The sequence below is a fragment of the Pseudonocardia hispaniensis genome (assembly GCF_042658695.1).
Classification (GTDB): domain Bacteria; phylum Actinomycetota; class Actinomycetes; order Mycobacteriales; family Pseudonocardiaceae; genus Pseudonocardia; species Pseudonocardia hispaniensis.
This window is the reverse complement of record NZ_JBHSQW010000034.1, coordinates 139,932-158,809: the sequence shown is the minus strand read 5'-3', so window position 1 is coordinate 158,809 and position 18,878 is coordinate 139,932. Positions and strand designations below refer to the sequence as shown.

Annotated in this window: 19 protein-coding genes; 14 read left to right on the top strand and 5 right to left on the bottom strand. The window is 73.2% G+C overall.

Annotated features, from left to right (window positions below):
• The first annotated feature begins 86 nt into the window (after positions 1-86).
• The 8 genes from ACFQE5_RS16725 to ACFQE5_RS16690 all read left to right on the top strand — a co-directional run bounded on the left by ACFQE5_RS16725 (position 87) and on the right by ACFQE5_RS16690 (position 8,818).
• A complete protein-coding gene (locus tag ACFQE5_RS16725) occupies positions 87-599 on the top strand; it encodes a methylenetetrahydrofolate reductase C-terminal domain-containing protein (protein ID WP_379586189.1) in 513 nt (170 codons plus the stop codon).
• A complete protein-coding gene (locus ACFQE5_RS16720; protein ID WP_379586187.1) occupies positions 596-1,582 on the top strand; it encodes a methylenetetrahydrofolate reductase in 987 nt (328 codons plus the stop codon). The genes ACFQE5_RS16725 and ACFQE5_RS16720 overlap by 4 nt, the downstream gene beginning before the upstream one ends.
• Complete coding sequence (locus ACFQE5_RS16715) at positions 1,572-3,053, top strand: SAM-dependent methyltransferase (protein ID WP_379586185.1); 1,482 nt, start codon at positions 1,572-1,574, stop codon at positions 3,051-3,053. The genes ACFQE5_RS16720 and ACFQE5_RS16715 overlap by 11 nt, the downstream gene beginning before the upstream one ends.
• Positions 3,054-3,055: 2 nt before the next feature.
• Positions 3,056-4,120 carry a hypothetical protein gene (locus ACFQE5_RS16710; RefSeq protein WP_379586183.1) on the top strand — a complete coding sequence of 355 codons (1,065 nt, stop codon included), beginning with the start codon at positions 3,056-3,058 and terminating at the stop codon, positions 4,118-4,120.
• On the top strand, positions 4,117-5,346 hold the full coding sequence (gene metK / locus ACFQE5_RS16705; RefSeq protein WP_379586181.1) for a methionine adenosyltransferase: 1,230 nt from the start codon (positions 4,117-4,119) through the stop codon (positions 5,344-5,346). Before ACFQE5_RS16710 ends, metK begins: the two co-directional genes overlap by 4 nt.
• A complete protein-coding gene (locus ACFQE5_RS16700) occupies positions 5,343-7,031 on the top strand; it encodes a formate--tetrahydrofolate ligase (protein WP_379586179.1) in 1,689 nt (562 codons plus the stop codon). Before metK ends, ACFQE5_RS16700 begins: the two co-directional genes overlap by 4 nt.
• Positions 7,032-7,137: 106 nt before the next feature.
• Positions 7,138-7,671 carry a YbhB/YbcL family Raf kinase inhibitor-like protein gene (locus tag ACFQE5_RS16695; protein WP_379586177.1) on the top strand — a complete coding sequence of 178 codons (534 nt, stop codon included), beginning with the start codon at positions 7,138-7,140 and terminating at the stop codon, positions 7,669-7,671.
• A 181-nt stretch (positions 7,672-7,852) separates the two neighbouring features.
• Complete coding sequence (locus ACFQE5_RS16690) at positions 7,853-8,818, top strand: hypothetical protein (protein WP_379586175.1); 966 nt, start codon at positions 7,853-7,855, stop codon at positions 8,816-8,818.
• 19 nt (positions 8,819-8,837) lie between these two features.
• On the opposite strand, the gene ACFQE5_RS16685 is transcribed toward ACFQE5_RS16690, so the two are convergent.
• The 3 genes from ACFQE5_RS16685 to ACFQE5_RS16675 are packed head-to-tail and all read right to left on the bottom strand — an operon-like array spanning position 8,838 to position 11,159.
• The gene (locus tag ACFQE5_RS16685; RefSeq protein ID WP_379586173.1) at positions 8,838-9,797 is read right to left on the bottom strand and encodes a ribonuclease Z; all 960 of its coding nucleotides are present in this window, start codon (positions 9,795-9,797) and stop codon (positions 8,838-8,840) included.
• Positions 9,798-9,835: 38 nt separating this feature from the next.
• Positions 9,836-10,213 (bottom strand): hypothetical protein, encoded by a 378-nt coding sequence (locus ACFQE5_RS16680; protein WP_379586171.1) that lies wholly within the window; start codon positions 10,211-10,213, stop codon positions 9,836-9,838.
• A 34-nt stretch (positions 10,214-10,247) separates the two neighbouring features.
• Positions 10,248-11,159 (bottom strand): alpha/beta hydrolase, encoded by a 912-nt coding sequence (locus tag ACFQE5_RS16675; RefSeq protein WP_379586169.1) that lies wholly within the window; start codon positions 11,157-11,159, stop codon positions 10,248-10,250.
• Between the two features lie 217 nt (positions 11,160-11,376).
• On the opposite strand from ACFQE5_RS16675, the gene pgm reads away from it, so the two are divergent.
• The 3 genes from pgm to ACFQE5_RS16660 all read left to right on the top strand — a co-directional run bounded on the left by pgm (position 11,377) and on the right by ACFQE5_RS16660 (position 15,167).
• Positions 11,377-13,017, top strand: a complete 1,641-nt coding sequence (pgm, locus tag ACFQE5_RS16670; protein WP_379586167.1) for a phosphoglucomutase (alpha-D-glucose-1,6-bisphosphate-dependent) — start codon at positions 11,377-11,379, stop codon at positions 13,015-13,017.
• Complete coding sequence (gene ppgK / locus ACFQE5_RS16665; RefSeq protein WP_379586165.1) at positions 13,014-13,769, top strand: polyphosphate--glucose phosphotransferase; 756 nt, start codon at positions 13,014-13,016, stop codon at positions 13,767-13,769. Before pgm ends, ppgK begins: the two co-directional genes overlap by 4 nt.
• 108 nt (positions 13,770-13,877) lie before the next feature.
• The gene (locus ACFQE5_RS16660) at positions 13,878-15,167 is read left to right on the top strand and encodes a sensor histidine kinase (protein WP_379586163.1); all 1,290 of its coding nucleotides are present in this window, start codon (positions 13,878-13,880) and stop codon (positions 15,165-15,167) included.
• Positions 15,168-15,182: 15 nt separating this feature from the next.
• Here the strand turns inward: ACFQE5_RS16660 and ACFQE5_RS16655 are convergent, their stop codons facing one another.
• On the bottom strand, positions 15,183-15,938 hold the full coding sequence (locus ACFQE5_RS16655; protein WP_379586161.1) for a VOC family protein: 756 nt from the start codon (positions 15,936-15,938) through the stop codon (positions 15,183-15,185).
• A 228-nt stretch (positions 15,939-16,166) separates the two neighbouring features.
• Between ACFQE5_RS16655 and hppD the strand changes: the two genes are divergently transcribed.
• A complete protein-coding gene (gene hppD / locus ACFQE5_RS16650; RefSeq protein WP_379586159.1) occupies positions 16,167-17,354 on the top strand; it encodes a 4-hydroxyphenylpyruvate dioxygenase in 1,188 nt (395 codons plus the stop codon).
• Between the two features lie 42 nt (positions 17,355-17,396).
• Here hppD and ACFQE5_RS16645 read toward each other — a convergent pair whose 3' ends face one another.
• Positions 17,397-17,819 (bottom strand): STAS domain-containing protein, encoded by a 423-nt coding sequence (locus tag ACFQE5_RS16645; protein WP_379586288.1) that lies wholly within the window; start codon positions 17,817-17,819, stop codon positions 17,397-17,399.
• Positions 17,820-18,156: 337 nt separating this feature from the next.
• Between ACFQE5_RS16645 and ACFQE5_RS16640 the strand changes: the two genes are divergently transcribed.
• Entirely contained in the window at positions 18,157-18,435 is a 279-nt protein-coding gene (locus ACFQE5_RS16640; protein ID WP_379586157.1) for a hypothetical protein, read from the top strand.
• Positions 18,436-18,531: 96 nt separating this feature from the next.
• Positions 18,532-18,864: a hypothetical protein gene (locus ACFQE5_RS16635; RefSeq protein WP_379586155.1), complete on the top strand. Its 333-nt coding sequence runs from the start codon at positions 18,532-18,534 to the stop codon at positions 18,862-18,864.
• Positions 18,865-18,878: the final 14 nt, after the last annotated feature.

The window sequence follows — 18,878 nt, the reverse complement described above, 5'->3', positions numbered from 1 at the left end:
CTGCCCACGCCGGACCGGGCGATGTCACGGAGATGCCGATCACCGGAACTCTGGGATGATGATTCCCGGCGAGGAGGTCGATGGACATGTCCGCGTCAGAAGGGCCGCGTCCCACGAGGCCGTGGATCGCCGCCGCAACCGGCTACCGGCTCGGCCGGGTGCTGGCCCCCAACCGGGCCTATCGGTGGCTCGCCGGCCGGATCGAGGCCCGGCCCCGGCTGCGCCGCTGGTTCACCGCGGCGGAGCGGCGCAGCAAGGAGCGCCTGTTCGGTTGCCGGATGTGCGGTCAGTGCGCGCTGCCGGCGACCGGCTACGCCTGTCCGATGAGCTGCCCCAAACAGCTGCGCAACGGCCCGTGCGGCGGGGTCGCCCCCAACGGCGACTGCGAGGTGTACCCCGGCGACCGCTGCGTCTGGGTGATCGCCTACGAACGCGCGGAGCAGGCCGGGCACGCCCGCGACCTGACCCTGCTGCAACGCCCGGTGGACCACCGGCTCGCCGGGGCGAGCTCCTGGCTGGGCTACTGGCAGGGCCGCGACGAGCACCTCTGGACCGGCGATGACGGGCTCGACCGCCCGGTCGCGGTGCATCGGCCGTGACCGCGCCGGCATCGGCGGGCAGCCTCCCCCCGGCGGCCCGGGGCCTGCGCACCGCGCTGCGGGAGGGCCGCTTCGCCGTCACCGCCGAGATCGGGCCACCCCGCGGCGCCGACCCGGCCGCCGTCACCGAGAAGGCCGCGCTGCTGCACGGCTGGGTGGACGCCGCGAACATCACCGACAACCAGGGCGCGCACGTGCGGATGTCCAGCCTCGCCGGGAGCCTGCTGGTGGCGCGCGCGGGCGTGGCGCCGGTGATGCAGCTGACCTGCCGCGACCGCAATCGGATCGCCCTGCAGTCCGACCTGCTCTCCGCGGCCGCGCTGGGCATCCCGAACGTCCTGCTGCTCACCGGCGACCACCCGTGCTTCGGCGACCACCCGGACGCCAAGCCGGTCTTCGACCTCGACAGCGTCCAGTTGGTCTGGACCGCCAGAACCCTGCGCGACGAGGGGCGCCTGCTGTCCGGTCGCGCCCTGAGCCCCCGGCCGGAGTTCCTGATCGGCGCCGTGGAGAACCCGTTCGCCCCGCCCACCCGGTTCCGCGCCGCGCGGCTGGGCAAGAAGGTCGCGGCCGGGGCCGATTTCGTGCAGACCCAGTTCGTGTTCGACCTGCCGGGCTTCGAGCGCTTCATGACCGGCGTCCGCGACCTCGGCCTCGACCGGCGGTGCGCGGTGATCGCCGGAGTCGGCCCCGTCCGCTCGCTGGCCGCGCTGGAGTTCATCCGGTCCAAGGTGCCCGGCGTGTACGTGCCCGACGAGGTCGTCCGGCGGCTGCGCGGGGTACCCGGCGACCGGGTCGCGGGCGAGGGCGTGCGACTGTGCGCGGAGACGATCGAGGCGCTGCGGACGGTCCCGGGCGTCGCGGGCGTGCACGTGATGGCGTTCGGCTTCGAACGAGGCGTGCCGGAGATCCTGGAGCGCGCGGGCCTGGCCCGCGACCGGGCCGGGCAGCATGCGGTGGGAGGTGGCGGCGGTGCTCGTTGAGGTGCGGCCGGTGGCCAGGCTGCTGAGGATGAGCGGGCGCGATCCCGTCGATCTCACCGTGGCCCTCGATCCGGTGCTGCGGGCCGCCATCGCCGACGCGCAGGGTCCCGACGAGTTGGCCCGGCTGCGCGTGGTCTGCGACTGGGTCCAGTACCGGGACAACTTCCGGGAGGCCCTCCAGCTACGACCCGTCCTCGGCGGCCGGCGCAACGGACCGTCCCCGGCCCTGGAGCTCGCCGTGGACCTGCGCCGGGCCGGTCCGGACCTCGGCGCGGTCACCGCGGCCGCGCTGCGCGAGCACCGCGGCGGCGACGACGCGGGGCGCCTCACGCTCGAGGACTGGGTTCCCACCAGCCAGAGCCTGATCTGGTCGTTCAACACGCTGTACTGGCAGCACCTGCAGCTGTGGGAGCAGGCGACCGGGCGGGGATACGAGTCGGCGCTGCCGGGCGGTCAGTCCGACGCCCGCAACATCGAGTCGATCCGGGAGATCATCCGCGAGCTGTTCGCGGCGTGGGACGAGCTCGCCGAACGCCGAGCGCTGCCCGAGGAGCTCTACATCGTCGAGCTCGGGGTGGGCAACGGCAGCCACGCCCGCACCTGGCTGGACACGTTCGTCGAGCTCGACCGGGCGCACGGCCGCGACTACTACCGGCGGCTGCACTACCTCATGTGCGACTACTCCCCCCACGTGCTGGAGCTGGCGCGCGCGAGTGTCGCCGACCACGCGGCGCACGTCAGCTCGTTCGTGCTCGACGCCATGCACCCGATGACGACGCTGGGTTTCCTGCGGTTCAAGGCGTTCCTCGTCTACATCTCCAATGTGTACGACAACCTGCCCACCGACGAGATCGCCACGATCGGCCACCGTGAGCATCTCGTGCAGGTCCGCGCCTACCTGCCGGCCGACCGAGCCGAGCAGATCGCCCGGTGCGCCGGCACCGAGCCGTCCGGGCTGGGCCGGCTGGTCACCCGGCTGCTCAAGCTCGGCCCGGTGCTGCTGGCCGAGGCCGCGCCGGAGCATTTCGCCGACGTCGAGGCCGCCGTGGCGTTCTGGCGGGCCTGCTGGCAGGCGGTGCGGCTGGCCGAACGCTACGTCCCGCTGCACGGGCTGGACACCTACGACATCGCACCGGGGATCAGTGGGGAGCTGCTGCGTCCGCTCGTCGCCACCGGCCGCGACGTGCGGATGCACGCCGCCAACGGGGCCGCCGCGAGCTTCGCCGAGACGTTGCCGCTGCTGCACCCCTACGGCCGGCTGCACTGTCACGACCTGTTCGTCACCGGCGTCGAGGACTACCGCACCGGGTTCCGCGGCCCCGGCAAGTACGACGGGTCGGTGGTCAACTGGGTGAACGGACCGCTGCTCGCGCACATCGGCACCCGCAAGGGCTTCGACGTCACGTTCGAGCCGTTCGCCCACCGCATCGGAAGCAACATCATCACGATGAGGGTGCACGTGAGGGACTGAACATGGGTGAGAAAGCGCAGGACGTGCTGACGACCGTGGTCGGTTCGTGGCCGGTCCCGGACTGGCTGGAGCGAGCCAAGACCGGGGTGCATCAGGGCACGGTGAGCCGTTCGCAGCTCGCCGAGATGCACGACATGGCGATCAAGGCGGCGTTGAAGGACCAGGAGGTCGCCGGGATCGACGTCGTCTCCGACGGAGAGCTGCGCCGCGAGAACGACGTCGACTACACCCTCGCGCGGGTCCCCGGGGTCACGGTCCTCGACCCGGTCAAGGTCTTCTACTTCGACTACCTCGACCTCGTCGTCACCGAGAAGCTGCCCGACCCCGAGGGCCCGGGCCCGCTGGGGCTCGCCGAGGACCTGAAGTTCGCCCTGGCCTACACCGACCGCCGGGTCAAGTTCTCCCTGACCGGGCCGTTCTCGCTGTCGCGGCGGCTGCGCAACGAGGCCTACCCCGAGCCGGCGGACCTGGTGCGTGCGCTCGCGCGGCTGCTCAACGCGGAGGCGCGCGCCCTCGCCGACGCCGGGGCCGAGCTGCTGCAGATCGACGAACCGTTTCTCGCGGGCTATCCCGAACAGGTCGGGCTCGCGATGGAGGCGATCAACATCGTCACCAAGGACGTGCCGGTGACCTGGGCGCTGCACATCTGCTACGGCAACCGCTATGCCCGCCCGCTGTGGGAGGGTCACTACGACTTCCTGTTCCCCGCCGTCCTCGACGCGTCGATCGACCAGCTGATGCTGGAGTTCGCCCGCAAGGGCGACGACGACCTGGCGCTGATCCGCCGCTACTGGGACCGGGTGCTGGGCGTCGGGGTGCTCGATGTGAAGACGGAGCGGGTCGAGGAGGTCGAGCTCGTGGAGCAGCGGATCCGCCGCGCACTGGAGGCGGTGCCGCCGCAGCGGCTGCTCGTCTCCCCCGACTGCGGGCTGCGCCACGTCCCCGGCCCGATCGCCCGGGCCAAGCTGCACGCGATGGTCACAGCCCGCGACAACCTGTTGCGCACGGCGAGTGATGCCCCGGCGCGACGCTGCGTGCACGAGCCCGACGAAGGAGGGCAGCCATGATCCCACTCGCCGCCAACGAGCACATGTTCACCTCGGAGTCCGTCACCGAGGGGCATCCCGACAAGATCGCCGACCAGATCTCGGATGCGGTCCTCGACGCCGCGCTCGCCGGTGACCCGGAGTCCCGGGTGGCCTGCGAGACGTTGGTGACGACCGGTCTCGTGGTCGTCGCGGGCGAGATCACCACCACGGCGCATCTCGACGTCACCGACATCGTGCGGGAGACCATCTGCCGCATCGGCTACGACTGCGGCGACTTCGGCTTCGACGGCAGGCACTGCGCGGTGATGATCGCGTTGGACAAGCAGTCCCCGGACATCGCCCAGGGGGTGGACCGCGCCTTCGAGAACCGGGCGCAGCCGCAGCCCGGCCACGGCCGCGCGGACGAGCTCGACTCCTCCGGCGCCGGTGACCAGGGCATGATGTTCGGCTTCGCGACCCGGGAGACCGAGGAGCTGATGCCGCTGCCGATCGCGCTGGCGCACCGGCTGTCGCGCCGGCTGGCGCAGGTGCGCAAGGACCGGCTGCTGCCCTACCTGCGCCCCGACGGCAAGACTCAGGTCACCGTCCGCTACCGCGACGGCCTCCCGGTGGCGGTGGAGAAGGTGCTGATCTCGACTCAGCACGCCGAGGAGGTCGACAGCGAACGGATCCGCGCCGACCTGTGGTCGCTTGTGGTGCTGCCGGTGCTGCCCGCCGAGCTCGTCGACGCCGACGCGCTGCGCGCGGAGTACTACGTCAACCCGACCGGCCGGTTCGTGGTCGGGGGCCCCGTCGGCGACGCCGGGCTGACCGGCCGCAAGATCATCGTCGACACCTACGGCGGGTTCGCCCGCCACGGTGGCGGGGCGTTCTCCGGCAAGGATCCGTCCAAGGTGGACCGTTCGGCGGCCTATATGGCCCGCTATGTCGCGAAGAACCTGGTGGCCGCCGGGCTGGCCGACACGGCCGAGGTGCAGGTGGCGTACGCCATCGGGATGGCCAGGCCGCTGTCCGTGCTCGTCGAGACGTTCGGGACCGAGAAGGTGCCGCTGAGCACGATCCGCAAGCTGGTCGACGAGCATTTCGACCTGCGGCCCGCGGCGCTGCGCCGCCACCTGCGGCTGCACCGCCCGATCTACACCAAGACCGCGGCGTACGGGCATTTCGGCCGCGACGACGCCGACTTCACCTGGGAACGGACCGACAAGGCCACCGAGCTGCGCGCGGCTGCGGGCCTGCCATGACCGACCTGGACATCGCGCGGGCCGCGCGGCTCGCCCCGTTGACGGACGTCGCCGCGAGCATGGGCATCGCGCCACATCTGCTCGAACCCTATGGCGAGCACGTCGCGAAGATCAAGCTGAGCGCGCTGGACGAGCTCGCCGACCGGCCGAAGGCCCGCTACGTCGTGGTCTCCGCCATCACCCCGACCCCGTTGGGGGAGGGCAAGACCACGACGACGGTCGGGCTCGGCCAGGGAATGCGGCTGATCGGCAAGCGCGCCACGGTGGCGATCCGGCAGCCGTCGATGGGCCCGACCTTCGGGATCAAGGGCGGCGCCGCGGGCGGCGGCCACTCACAGGTCGTCCCGATGGAGACGCTCAACCTGCACCTCACCGGCGACTTCCACGCGGTGACCGCGGCGCACAACATGCTCTCCGCGATCCTGGACAACCACCTCTACCACGGCAACGACGCCGGGATCGACCCGTACAGCATCACCTGGCGGCGCGTCCTCGACGTCAACGACCGGGTGCTGCGCAACGTGATCGTCGGGCTCGGCTCGCGATCCGACGGGATCCCGCGCCAGACCGGGTTCGACATCACCGCGGCGAGCGAGGTGATGGCCATCTTCGCGCTCGCCCGGTCGCTGCCGGAGCTGCGCGAGCGGCTGGGCCGCATCGTCGTCGGCTACACCCGCGACTCGAAGCCGGTGACGGCCGAGGACATCGGAGGCGCGGGCGCGATGGCCGTGATCATGCGCGAGGCCCTCAAGCCCAACCTGCTGCAGACCCTGGAGAACACCCCGGTCCTGGTCCACGCCGGACCGTTCGGCAACATCGCGCACGGGAACTCCTCGGTGATCGCCGACCTCATCGGGATCCGTGGCGGTGACTTCCTCATCACCGAGGCCGGGTTCGGCGCCGACATGGGCGCCGAACGGTTCTTCAACATCAAATGCCGGGCCTCGGGGCTGGTCCCGGACGCGGCGGTCGTCGTGGCGACGGTGCGGGCGCTGAAGGTGCATTCCGGCAACCACGCGATCGTCGCGGGAAGGCCGCTGCCCCCCGCCCTGCTGGCCGAGAACCCGCAGGAGGTGGCGGCGGGCGGAGCGAACCTGCGCAAGCAGATCGAGAACATCCGGCTGCACGGGGTCGCCCCCGTCGTGGCGATCAACGCGTTCCCGCAGGACCACCCGTCCGAGCACGCGGTGATCGCCCGGATCGCCGAGGAGATGGGTGCGCGGTGGGCGGTGTGCACGAACTTCGCCGACGGCGGGGCCGGTGCGACCGAGCTGGCCGAGGCCGTCGCGGAGGCGGCCGAGACACCGACGGCGTTCCGTTTCCTGTACCCGGACTCGGCGCCGCTGCGGGAGAAGATCGAGACCATCGCGCGGCGGGTGTACGGGGCCGACGGCGTCGACTACGCGCCGGCGGCGGCCCGGCAGCTCGACGTCTACGAGCGCAACGGCTTCGGGACCCTTCCGGTGTGCATCGCCAAGACGCACCTGTCGATCTCCTCCGACCCGTCCCTGCGGGGTGCCCCGACCGGCTGGCGGCTGCCGGTGCGCGAGGCGCGCGCCTCGGTCGGGGCCGGGTTCATCTACCTGATCTGCGGTGATATGCGGACCATGCCGGGGTTGGGGGCGCATCCCGCCGCGCACCGCATCGACATCGACGCCGAGGGGAACATCGTCAACCTCGCCTGAGGAGCGCTGCGAGCCGTGCCGCCGTCCCGGCGGGCCAGCGGCTACGGTGATCGTGACCGCACGTCGCCACAGCGGCGGCCCCGTCCCGCCGCGGAGAGGAGCTGCGATGAGCCGCAACCCGTACGACGAGCTGCCCCGGGTGGCCACGTTCACCGTCACGAGCACCGACATCGCCGACGGCGAGACCCTGCCGACACCCCAGCGCAGCGGCATCTTCGGGGCGGGCGGCGAGGACCGGTCACCGCAGCTGTCGTGGAGCGGAGCGCCGGAGGGGACGCAGTCCTATGCGGTCACCGTCTACGACCCCGACGCGCCGACCGTCTCCGGGTTCTGGCACTGGGCGGTCGTGAACATCCCGGGCTCGGTGACCTCGCTCGACTCCGGCGCCGGTGACGAGGACGGCGCCGGGCTGCCGTCCGGGGCGTTCCAGCTCGCGAACGACGCCGGCCTGCGCCGCTATCTCGGCGCCGCCCCGCCTCCCGGGCACGGCCCGCACCGCTACTTCACCGTCGTGCATGCGGTCGACGTGCCGAGCCTGGACATCCCCCGGGACGCCACCCCGGCCCTGTTCGCCTTCAACCTGTTCGGCCACACGCTGGGCCGAGCGATGATCGTTCCGGTCTACGAGAACAAGAGCTAATCCCCGCCATCGGCCACCGGCGGGGATCCGACGTGCGAGGCCGCACCCTCGCGAACCCGGTGTTCTCGGGTGGGGGCCGCGGGCTGGGAGCGTCGGGGCACCGTGACGCACTGTGGGGACGCGGCGATGCCGATACCGTCTCCCGACATGAGGATGCGCCGGAGGTGGGTCCGGAGGACCGGTGAGCGACGCCGAGCCTGACCGTGTGACCGCGGCCGCCGAGCAGCTCTACGGCCTGGCGCCCGAGGAGTTCGTCGCGGCCCGCGACGACCTCGTGGCCGCCGCGCGGGCGGATGGCGACCGCGCCGCGGCCCGGGCCATCTCGCGGCTGCGCAAGCCGACCCAGGCCGCCTGGCTGGCCAACCTGCTCGCCCGCCGGCGCGCCGAGCAGCTCGATGTCCTCTTCGAGCTCGCCGGGGAGCTCCTCGACGCACAGCGCGGCCTCGACGGCGCCGCGCTGCGGGAGCTGTCGGCGCAGCGGCACAAGCTCGTCGCCGCGATGGCCCGGGAGGCCCGCCGGATCGCGGCCCGCGACGGACACCGGGTGCCGGACGGCACCGAACGCGACCTGCGCGGCATTCTCGACGCGGCGCTCGCCGACCCGGACATCGCCGCCGAGGTGCGGTCCGGACGGCTGCACCGCACGGTCAGCTACTCCGGGTTCGGGCCCGAGGCAACGGACTGGCCGCCGCGACCGGTTGTGCGGTCCATCCGCACGGCACCACCCGGACCAACCCGGCCCACCGGGGAGACCGGGCCCACCGGGGAAACCGGGCCCGCCGCAGACGCACAGCCGGATGCCGACGCCAGGGCGGCGGCCGCCGCCGAGCGCGAGCGCCGGCGGCGGGAACGTGCCGAGGCGGAGCAGGACGTGGCGCAGGCCTGGGCCGCCGCGCGGGCGGCCCGCGATCGGGAACGCACCGATCGGGCGGCACTCGCGGAGGCCGAGCAGCGCCACATCGAGGCGGGCAACCGGGTGACGGAGCTGACCGCCGCCCTCGAGGAGGCGCGTGGCCAGCAGCGCGCGGCCGCGGAGGCGGAGCGATCGGCGGCCGCGGCGGCGCGCCGGTCCGCGAGCTCGGCCCGCGCCGCGGCCGCCGAGCTCTCCCGCGCGGAGGCCAGGCTGGCCACCCTGGCACCACCCTGACCGTCCACGGAACCGGACGTCAGCGGGCCTGCGCCCCGGGGCTGCTCGCGTCGTCGAGCCCGACGGTCCGGCGAGGCGGGACCGGGATACGGGCAAGGTCCTGCGCCACGACGATCTCCCCGTCGAACACCGCGGCGGCCTCCTCGTGGAACCGGGCCGGATCGGCATAGCGCTGGGAGAAATGCGTCAGGACCAGCCTGCGCACCCCGGCGTCGCGGGCCACCGTGGCCGCCTGCCCCGCGGTGAGATGGCCGTACTCGTGGGCCAGGTCCGCGTCCGCGCCGAGGAAGGTGGATTCGATCACCAGCAGGTCGACGTCCGCCGCCAGCTCGAACACCGCCGGACACAGCCGGGTGTCCATGATGAAGGCGAAGCGCTGGCCCGGCCGGGGATCGCTGACCTGCTCCAGCGAGACGGTCCGGCCATCCACCTCCAGCGCGCGCGCCCGCAGCAGCCGCCCCACGGCCGGTCCCTCGATGCCGAACCGGGCCAGCCACTCGGGCCGCATCCGCCGCCCGTCCGGCTCGACGAGCCGGTAGCCGAACGACTCCACCGGATGGTCGAGCCGCCGCGCCTCCAGGGTCCCGAACCGGTCCTCGGCGACCACCCCGTCGCGCTCGATCGGCTCCTCGCGCAGGTCGGCGACCTCCCGGAAGACACTGGCATGGCGCAGCCGCGCGAAGAAGTGCCTGCCCGAGGCCGGGTAGTGGGCGTGGACCGGATGCGCGACCCGGTCCAGCGAGAGGCGCTGGACGACCCCGGGAACCCCGAGGCAGTGATCGCCGTGGAAGTGGGTCAGGCAGATCCGGCTGATCGCGCTGCTGGGCACACCGGCCAGCAGCATCTGGCGCTGGGTGCCCTCACCCGGGTCGAACAGCAGACCGTGGCCGTCCCAGCGCAGCAGGTACCCGTTGTGGTTGCGGTGCCGGGTCGGCGCCTGGCTGGCGGTACCCAGCACGACCAGCTCCCGCACCGACACACCGCCGACCGTAGCGGGCCCGCCCACCCCGGTCGCGTTCAGCGGGCCGACCGGATCGCCGCGACGACGGCCCAGACGAGCAGCAGGACCAGCAGGACCAGCAGCAGCACCGGACCGAGGGCCAGCACCAGGATCAGGGCCAGGGCCAGGAACGCCGCGATTCCGGCCGGAAGCGCCGCGACGCCGGCCTTGATCGCTCCCCACACGGGGTTCTTGCCGGCCACCAGCGCACGACCGCCGCCGAACGCCGCGGACCGGACGACGCCGCCGCGGGCCGCGAACTCCTCCAGGTTGTCCGCAAGGGCGTCGAGTTTCTCCAGCCCCGCCAGCGCGGCCCGCCGGAGAAGCGCCACCAGTAGGTCGCGCAGGCTGTCCGCGAGCGGCTGGACCGGCGACCGTCGGGATTCGACCATCATCAGACACGCTCCTGGGCGCGGTGCGGTCCGCGGCTCAGCCGGCTTCGAGCGCGACCCTGAGCCACGCTCCGATATCGGCGATCGCCGCGTCGGCCTCCGGAGCACGGCCCGCCATGAACGGGTAGACGTGCTGCTGGCCGGGTTCGATCCGCACGGTCACGACGACCCCCGCGGCGCGGGCCTTGTCGGCGAACCGCTCGGTGTCGTCCAACAGCGTCTCGTGACCCCCGGCGGTCAGGTAGATCGGCGGCAGTCCGGTGACGTCGGCGTGCAGCGGGTTGGCCAGCGGATCGGTCGGCGAACCCTGCTCACCGAGGAACATCGCGGACATACCCTGAAGGATCGGCAACTGCACGAGGGCGTCGGTGGCGGCGTTGCTCTCCAGGGTCTTGCCTTTGTGCTCCATGTCGTACCAGGGCGAGAGGCCGACGATCGCACCCGGCAGCGCCACGCCCTCCTCCCGCAGCTTGAGCACCACCGCGGTGGCGAGGTTGCCCCCGGCGGAGTCGCCGGCGGTGGCGATCCGGCCCGCAGGAACGCCCTGGTCGAGCAGCCAGCGATAGGCGGTCACCGCGTCGGCGAGCTGGGCCGGGAACGGGTGCTCGGGGGCGAGCCGGTAGTCGATCACCAGTGCCGGCATCCCGGCCGCCCGGGCCAGATGCCCGGCCAGCTTGCGGTGGCTGTGCATCGAGTTGCAGGCGAACCCGCCGCCGTGGGTGTAGAGGAGGGCGCCGTCGGTCACGGCCCCCTCCGGCCGGCACCACAGCGCCGCGACGCCGCCTGCGTCGACCTCCTCGTAGGTCACCCCGGCCGGCTCCGCGGCCCGCAGATGAAGCGTCTCGAACAGGTTGCGCAGGGTCCCCAGGTCCATCTGCGGGTTCGCCGCAAGAATGTCGGACATCTCCTGGAACTGGGCGCGCAGGGCGTCGGATTCGCGGCTGGGCATCGGTGCTCCCCCTCGAGAGGGCCAGGTGGCGGCGCTACCCAGCACGGTAGAGCCCACGACGCCTGCACAACACCTCCGGCTCGGGGTTGGTCGGGCCGGGTGCCGCAGAACTCGGCGACCTCGCCCCTGGGATCGGGCCCGCCGGCGGGGTGGCGGACCGGTGGAGCGACGTCGGCGCAGCGGTTGCGTGACCGCCCGGATGGGGCAGGCTGGTGCCATGTCCGTCCACCCGCGCGCCGGAACCCCTGCGCGTCCCGAGGACCTGGTCGACATCGAGCGCCTGCACCGGGCCTACCACGACCACCACCCCGACCCCGCGGTCGCACAGCAGCGGGTGGCGTTCGGTACGTCCGGGCATCGCGGGTCCGCGTTCACCCGCTCGTTCAACGACGACCACATCGCCGCCATCAGCCAGGCGATCGTGGAGTACCGCGCGACGCGGGGCGTCGACGGGCCGCTGTTCCTGGGCCGCGACACCCACGCGCTCTCCCGGCCCGCGTGGACCACCGCCGTGGAGGTGTTCGCGGGCGCGGGCGTCACGGTGCTCGTCGACGCGACCGACGGCGTCACCCCGACCCCCGCTGTCTCCCATGCGATCCTGCAGCACAACGCGGCGCGCACGAGCGGGCTGGCCGACGGGGTCGTCGTCACCCCGTCGCACAACCCGCCCGCCGACGGCGGCATCAAGTACAACCCCCCGGACGGCGGCCCGGCCGGTACCGACGCGACGAACTGGATCGCCGCCCGCGCGAACCAGTTGCTGGCCACCGGGCTCGCCGGGGTGCGCCGGGTGCCGCTCGCCCGCGCCGAGACCGGCCGGTACGACTTCTGCGCCCGCTACGTCGAGGACCTGCCCGCGGTGATCGACCTCGACGCGATCGCCGCGGCGGGGGTCCGGATCGGGGCCGACCCGCTCGGCGGGGCCTCGGTCGGCTACTGGTCGGCGATCGCGCAGCGGTACCGGCTGGACCTCACCGTCGTCAACCCGGACCTCGACCCGGCGTTCGGGTTCATGCCGCTGGACTGGGACGGCACGATCCGGATGGACTGCTCCTCGCCGTATGCGATGGCCGCGCTGGTCGGCCGCCGGACCGAGTTCCGGATCGCCACCGGAAACGACGCCGACGCCGACCGGCACGGCATCGTCACCGCCGACGCCGGGCTGATGAACCCCAACCACTACCTGAGCGTCGCGATCGACTACCTGTTCCGGCACCGTCCGGGATGGCCGGACGGCGCGGCGGTGGGCAAGACCGCGGTGAGCTCCTCGATGATCGACCTGGTGACCGCCGACCTGGGCCGTCCGTTGCTCGAGGTTCCGGTCGGCTTCAAATGGTTCGTCTCGGGGCTGCGCGACGGCCGGCTCGGGTTCGGCGGCGAGGAGAGCGCCGGGGCGTCGTTCCTGCGCCACGACGGCCGCCCGTGGTCGACCGACAAGGACGGGATCATCATGGCGCTGCTCGCCGCCGAGATCACCGCCGTCACCGGCGAGACCCCCAGCGAGCGCTACCGGCGCCTCACCGCCCGCTTCGGCGACCCCGCCTACGCCCGCTCGGACGTGGCCACCACCGCCGCGGCCAAACGGCGACTGGCCGCGCTGTCCGCCGACGACGTCACCGCGACCGAGCTCGCCGGTGAGCCGATCATCGCCCGGCTCACCACCGCCCCCGGCAACGGCGCGCCGCTCGGCGGGCTGAAGGTGACCACCGCGTCGGGCTGGTTCGCCGCCCGGCCCTCCGGCACCGAGGACGTCTACAAGATCTACGCGGAGAGTTTCCGGGGCCCGGGGCATCTGGAACGGATCCAGGCCGAGGCCCGTGAGGTGGTGGCGACCGCGTTGGAGGGGGCCCGGACGTGAGCAAGAAGCACCGCAAGGACCTCGGTTTCGGGATCGACGTCGGCGGATCCGGGATCAAAGGCGCCCCGGTCGACCTGGAACGGGGCCGGTTCGCCGCCGACCGGCTGCGGATCCCCACCCCGCAGCCGGCGACCCCGGAGGCCGTCGCCGGGGTCATCGGGCAGATACTCGACTCCTTCGACTGGGCCGGCCCGTTCGGGTGCACCGTGCCTGCCGTCGTCCGGCACGGCGTGGTGCACACCGCGGCCAACCTCGACGAGCGCTGGATCGGGGTCGACGCCCACGATCTGCTCCGGTCCAAGACCGGCCGCACGGCGCTGGTCGTCAACGACGCCGACGCCGCGGGCATCGCCGAGGTGCGTTTCGGGGCCGCTCACGGCCACTCCGGCGCGGTGCTGGTCAGCACGCTGGGCACCGGGATCGGATCGGCGCTGGTGCTCAACGGCACCGTGTGGCCCAACACCGAGCTCGGGCACCTGGAGATCGACGGGTTCGACGCCGAGACCCGCGCCGCCGACGCCGCACGCGAGCGCGAGGGCCTCGACTGGCAGACCTGGGCACAGCGGCTGACCAGCTACTTCACCCGGATCGAGGCGCTGCTGTGGCCCGACCTGATCGTCGTGGGCGGCGGGGTGAGCAAGAAGTCGGCGAAGTGGTTGCCGCACGTGCACATCCGCACCCCGATACTCCCCGCCGCCCTGCTCAACGATGCCGGGATCATCGGCGCCGCCGTGCTGGCCGCGGGCCGCTGACCGGCGCCGGCCGGACGGCCCCGGTACGCGGCGAACATTTCGCCGATTCTTCCCGTCCGGCGCCCGCACGGCGCATGCTGGTGACGGACCCCTGAGCGGGAGGCGAGGGTGCGTCGGCGGATCGTCAGGCTCACGGTGCTCGCGGCCGTACTGGCAGTCGGCCTGTTCGGGATACCGCTGGCCGCGGTGGTGATGAAGAACCTGTTCGACGACCAGCGCGCGGAACTGGAGCGCGTCGCCGACGTCGCCGCGCTCACCGTCGCGTTCGACCTCGCCCACGACAGACCGCCCGCCGCGCTCGCCGGGCCACCCCGTGGTGTGCTGCTCGCGCTCTACGACCCACACGGTCGCCTGGTGCTCGGCGACGGGCCACCCGCCGCGTCCCTCGCGGTGCGTGACGCCGCCGACTCGGGCACCGCCGCCACCGCGGACGACGCCGCGGACCTGGCCGTCGCGGTCCCGGTGCGGGGCGACAGCCAGGGCACCTGGGCGGTGCGGGCCGCCATCCCCCGCGCCCAGGTGCTGAGCCGCGCCTTGGCGATCTGGACGGTGATGGCCGGTCTGGGCGTGCTGGTGCTCGGGCTGGTCTGGGCGGTGTCGCGGCGGCTCGCCGCACGCCTGGCCCGGCCGCTGGAGGACCTCGCCGCCGCGGCCGGACGGCTCGGCGAGGGTGACTTCTCCGTCCGCACCGCGCCGTCGGGCGTCGCCGAGATCGATGCCGCGGCCGGCGCGCTGACCCGCACCGCGCAGCGCCTCGGCGACCTGCTCGCCCGTGAGCGGGCCTTCTCCTCCGACGCCTCGCATCAACTGCGCACGCCGCTCTCCGGCCTGCGGTTGAGTCTGGAGGCGGCGCTCGACGCGCCGCAGGAGGACCAGCGCACCGCGATCGTGGCGGGTATCTCGGCGGCGGACCGGCTGGAACAGACCGTCGACGACCTGCTGGCGCTCGCCCGCGACACCGACCCCGCACGCGGCCCGCTCGATCTGGACGGCCTGCTCGCCGAGATCCGGGACCAGTGGTCGGGCCCGCTGGCCGACGCGGGCCGGACCCTGAGCCTGGATCGCGACCTCGGCGCGCCGGACTCACCGGTCTCCACCGCCGCGCTCCGCCAGGCGCTCACGGTGCTGGTGGACAACGCGGTTCGGCACGGCGCCGGGCGGGTGCGGGTGGCGGTGCGCGACGCGGGCGGCGCGCTCGCCCTCGACGTCGCCGACGAAGGATCGGGCGTGAGCGCCCCGGAGTCCGAGCTGTTCGCCCGCCGCTCGGCCACCGCCACGGGCCACGGGATCGGGCTGGCGCTTGCCCGCAGCCTGGTCGAAGCGGAGGGTGGGCGGCTGGTGCTGACGCGGCGGGCACCTCCGGTGTTCACCCTCCTGGTACCCGCGGCCCGGAACTGACTGCGGCCCGTCCGGTCACAGGGCCGGATGCTCGACGAGCACGAACCGGGCGCCGCCGGGATCGCGCAGCAGGGTCCGCCGCCGCCCGGGCGACGGGCCCGGCGCCGCCAGGACGACACCGTCGTGCCGGACCGCGGTCTCGATCGCGGACTCGATCCGGCGCACCGCGAACCGGGGCAGCCACAAGGATTCCGCATCGTCCGCGGCGGCCACGAGCTCGGCCACCTGCCGTCGGCCGACCAGGAAGACGGTCTGCCCGGAGCGCTCCACCGCCCGCCAGCCCAGGACGGCGCAGTAGAAGGCATGCGTGCTGGCGGGTCGCTGCGAGCGCAGCTCCACCCCGGCGAAACCACCGGGTGCACCGGCCGCCGGTGGCGCTGCTCCCGGCGGGGACTCGACAACGGCGAGCACGGCCTCGGTGGGGTCGGCGAACACCCCGACGCGGCCGCCGCCGGGGACGTCGAGCGGCTCCTGCAGCACCGCGCCGCCGGACCGGCACACCGCGGCCAGCGTCGTGGAGATGGACTCGACCTCCACGAACACCTCCCATGCCGCCTGCGCCGAGGCCAGGTGCACGGGATCACCCGAGAGCAGTCCAGCCACATCGCGGCCCTGGTTGCGCACGACCCGGTAGTCGCCCAGCGGCGTCCAGGCCAGGCTGTAGGTCCAGCCGAGCACGGCGGCGTAGAACCGCGCGGTGGACTCGACGTCCGGGGCCAGCAGGTCCAGCCACGCGACGGTGCCGGGAGCGGGCGCACGCTGGTGGACCATCGCCGACCTCCCGGGTCCGGGTCCGATCTCCACTGTCGCTCACTTACGGCGGCACCGCTAGGGCCGGAGGCACCAACCGGATCAGCTGTGCATTCCGGGTAGCTCGTGCCCCGATGCGACGCTCGATCTGCCGTCTCCGCCCACCACCGATGCTCCCCGTTGCGCAGCGCGGCGGGCGTTGCTGCACTGGCCTGGAACGCCGTGTCATCCCGGTCCGGAGGGGACGAGATGCCGATCGAGCAGACCCGCGCCTCGGGCGAGCGGCTCGCCCACCTCGACCACGACCAGCTGCGCCAGCTCGTCGGGCTCATCGAGCACGACCCCACCGCCGACCCCTTCCCCGTCCTCGGGTGGGACGCCGTCGTCTGGGTCGTCGGCAATGCCACCCAGGCGGCGCACTTCTACCGCACGGCGTTCGGCATGCAGCTCGTCGCCTACACCGGACCGGAGACCGGGAACCGCGACCACAAGGCCTTCGTGCTGCAGAGCGGGGCGGTGCGGTTCGTGCTCACCGGTGGGGTCGATCCGGCCAGCCCGCTGCTGGACCGGCACCGCCGCCACGGTGACGGCATCGCCGACATCGCCCTCGAGGTTCCCGATGTGGACCGCGCCGTCGCGCACGCCCGCACCGCCGGCGCGACGATCCTCGAGGAACCGCACGAGCGCACCGACGCCCACGGAACCGTTCGGCTGGCCGCGATCGCCACCTACGGGGACACCCGCCACACCCTCGTCGACCGGTCCCGCTACCGGGGACCGTATCTGCCCGGCTTCGTCGCCTGCACCGACGTGCGGCGGTCCCCGCTGTTCCAGGCCCTCGACCACGTCGTCGGCAACGTCGAGCTCGGGCAGATGGACCGCTGGGTCGGGTTCTACAACCGGGTCATGGGCTTCACCAACATGGCCGAGTTCATCGGCGCCGACATCGCCACCGAGTACTCCGCGTTGATGAGCAAGGTGGTCGCCAACGGTAACCACCTGGTGAAGTTCCCGCTCAACGAACCCGCGATCGGCCGGCGGCGCTCACAGATCGACGAATACCTGCAGTTCCACGACGGGCCAGGCGTCCAGCACCTGGCGCTGGCCACCGGCGATATCGTGCGGTCCGTCGACGCGCTCCGGGCCGCGGGTGTCGAGTTCCTCGACACCCCCGGCACCTACTACACCGACCCGGCGCTGCGCGCCCGGATCGGCGAGGTCCGGGTGCCGATCCAGGAGCTGGCCGCCCGTGGCATCCTGGTCGACCGCGACGAGGACGGCTACCTGCTGCAGATCTTCACCAAGCCGTTGGGCGACCGGCCGACGGTGTTCTTCGAGCTCATCGAACGACACGGTTCGCTCGGCTTCGGGAAGGGCAACTTCCAGGCTCTGTTCGAGGCGATCGAGCGGGAGCAGGAGCGCCGCGGCAACATCTAGGCCGGTGTCCTCTAGACCGGGGTTCGGGCCGGTCGCCGGTCCTCAGCTGAGGGCTATCGCGTCCACCCCGGCCGCGGGCCGGTCGCGACGCAGCGGATGGGTCAGCGCCGCGACCAGCTCCTCCGTGCTCAGCCTGGTCACCGGCAGCACCCGGCTCAGCCCGGTGAACGCCAGCGCCTCGGCGATCGCCGGGCCGTCGACGCCGGTCAGGTACAGCCGTAGGGCTGCGGCCTTGGCGACCGCATACAGCTCCAGCAGGGCGTGCAGCCCGCTCGGACCGAGGAACCCCAGGTCCTGCAGGTCGATCACCACATGGCGGCCGCAGCCGAGATGGAACTCCACGCGTGTGATCAACTGCGGAGCGGCTTCCGCATCGAGCGCCCCCAAGGGACGAACCACCACCACCGCTGGAGCCGGATGGTGAACGCGGATCTCCAGAGGCCCGCCCACCGCGGGGTTCGACATCGAGGTCATCGCATGCCTCCCGGCAGATACCGCCAGGCTGCCCGGAGCCGTCGAGGCCCGGATAGCGGCGAAGGAATGGCGCCGGCCGCCGACCAGTTGAGGCACGACCCTTCCGTACCCCCCACGTTTCGGCAAGCGGAAACCGGGACCGAACCGTCGCATCCGCGCAGGCAGCGGTGGGCGGCAACACATGTGGATCATGATGGCCGGATGTGACACTGGGTGGGCCCGGTTCGGCACGACCGGGCGGCGACGCAGCTCCCCGCGACGCGACGCCCTTCTGCCTCGTCGGCGGTCCTGGCTGGATCGCGGCGCGCCCCGGGTTGGAGACCACTGGATGATTCGCCTCTGTGAGCGCTGCTACACCCCGATCGAACGCGGCGAGGACCACGTGTCCTTCGCCCACATCCACCGCGCTCACCGGGACGGCTCCATCACCTGGCGCTACAGCCACGTGCACACCGCGCCCTGCGGCGCGCCCGCCGCGCGGCGGTCCGCGGCAGAACCACCCGACACCGGCGACTGGGACCCGGCGCGCCGCGCCTTCTCCCCCGCCGCCGCCCGGTGGGTGGCGCGCGCGACCGAACGCGCCGAACGCGCCGGGCGCGGTCGCTGACCGTCCGCCGGTACCGAACCGAGGGGGGTGCGGATACTCACCGACCGTAGCGGGTAGCCGGTGGCACGGCCCGTCGAGTGACGGACGGAGGACACCGTGGAACGAGGCAATGCCCCTCCCGGACCGCGCCGCGACGACGCACCTTCCGCACGGCCGAGCGGTCTGCCCGGTGCGGGCGGGCACCGCACGGAGCGGGGCGGTCCGGAGCCACCCGCCGACGACGATCCCGAGGAGCACGCGACGCCGCTGCGCCGGCCCGGATCCGGCGCCGGCCACCGGGAGGCTCCGGACCGGCTGCGTCTGCCCGACCCGGAGCCGGCGCGCTCCCGCGAGGAGGAGACGGAGAACGCCACGGCGGAGGCCGAGGCGGACGAGGCCGGCGGTCCGAGCGGTCCGCCGGCATCGGGTGCTCGCGACGGCGCCCGCTGAACGAGCCGGCCCGG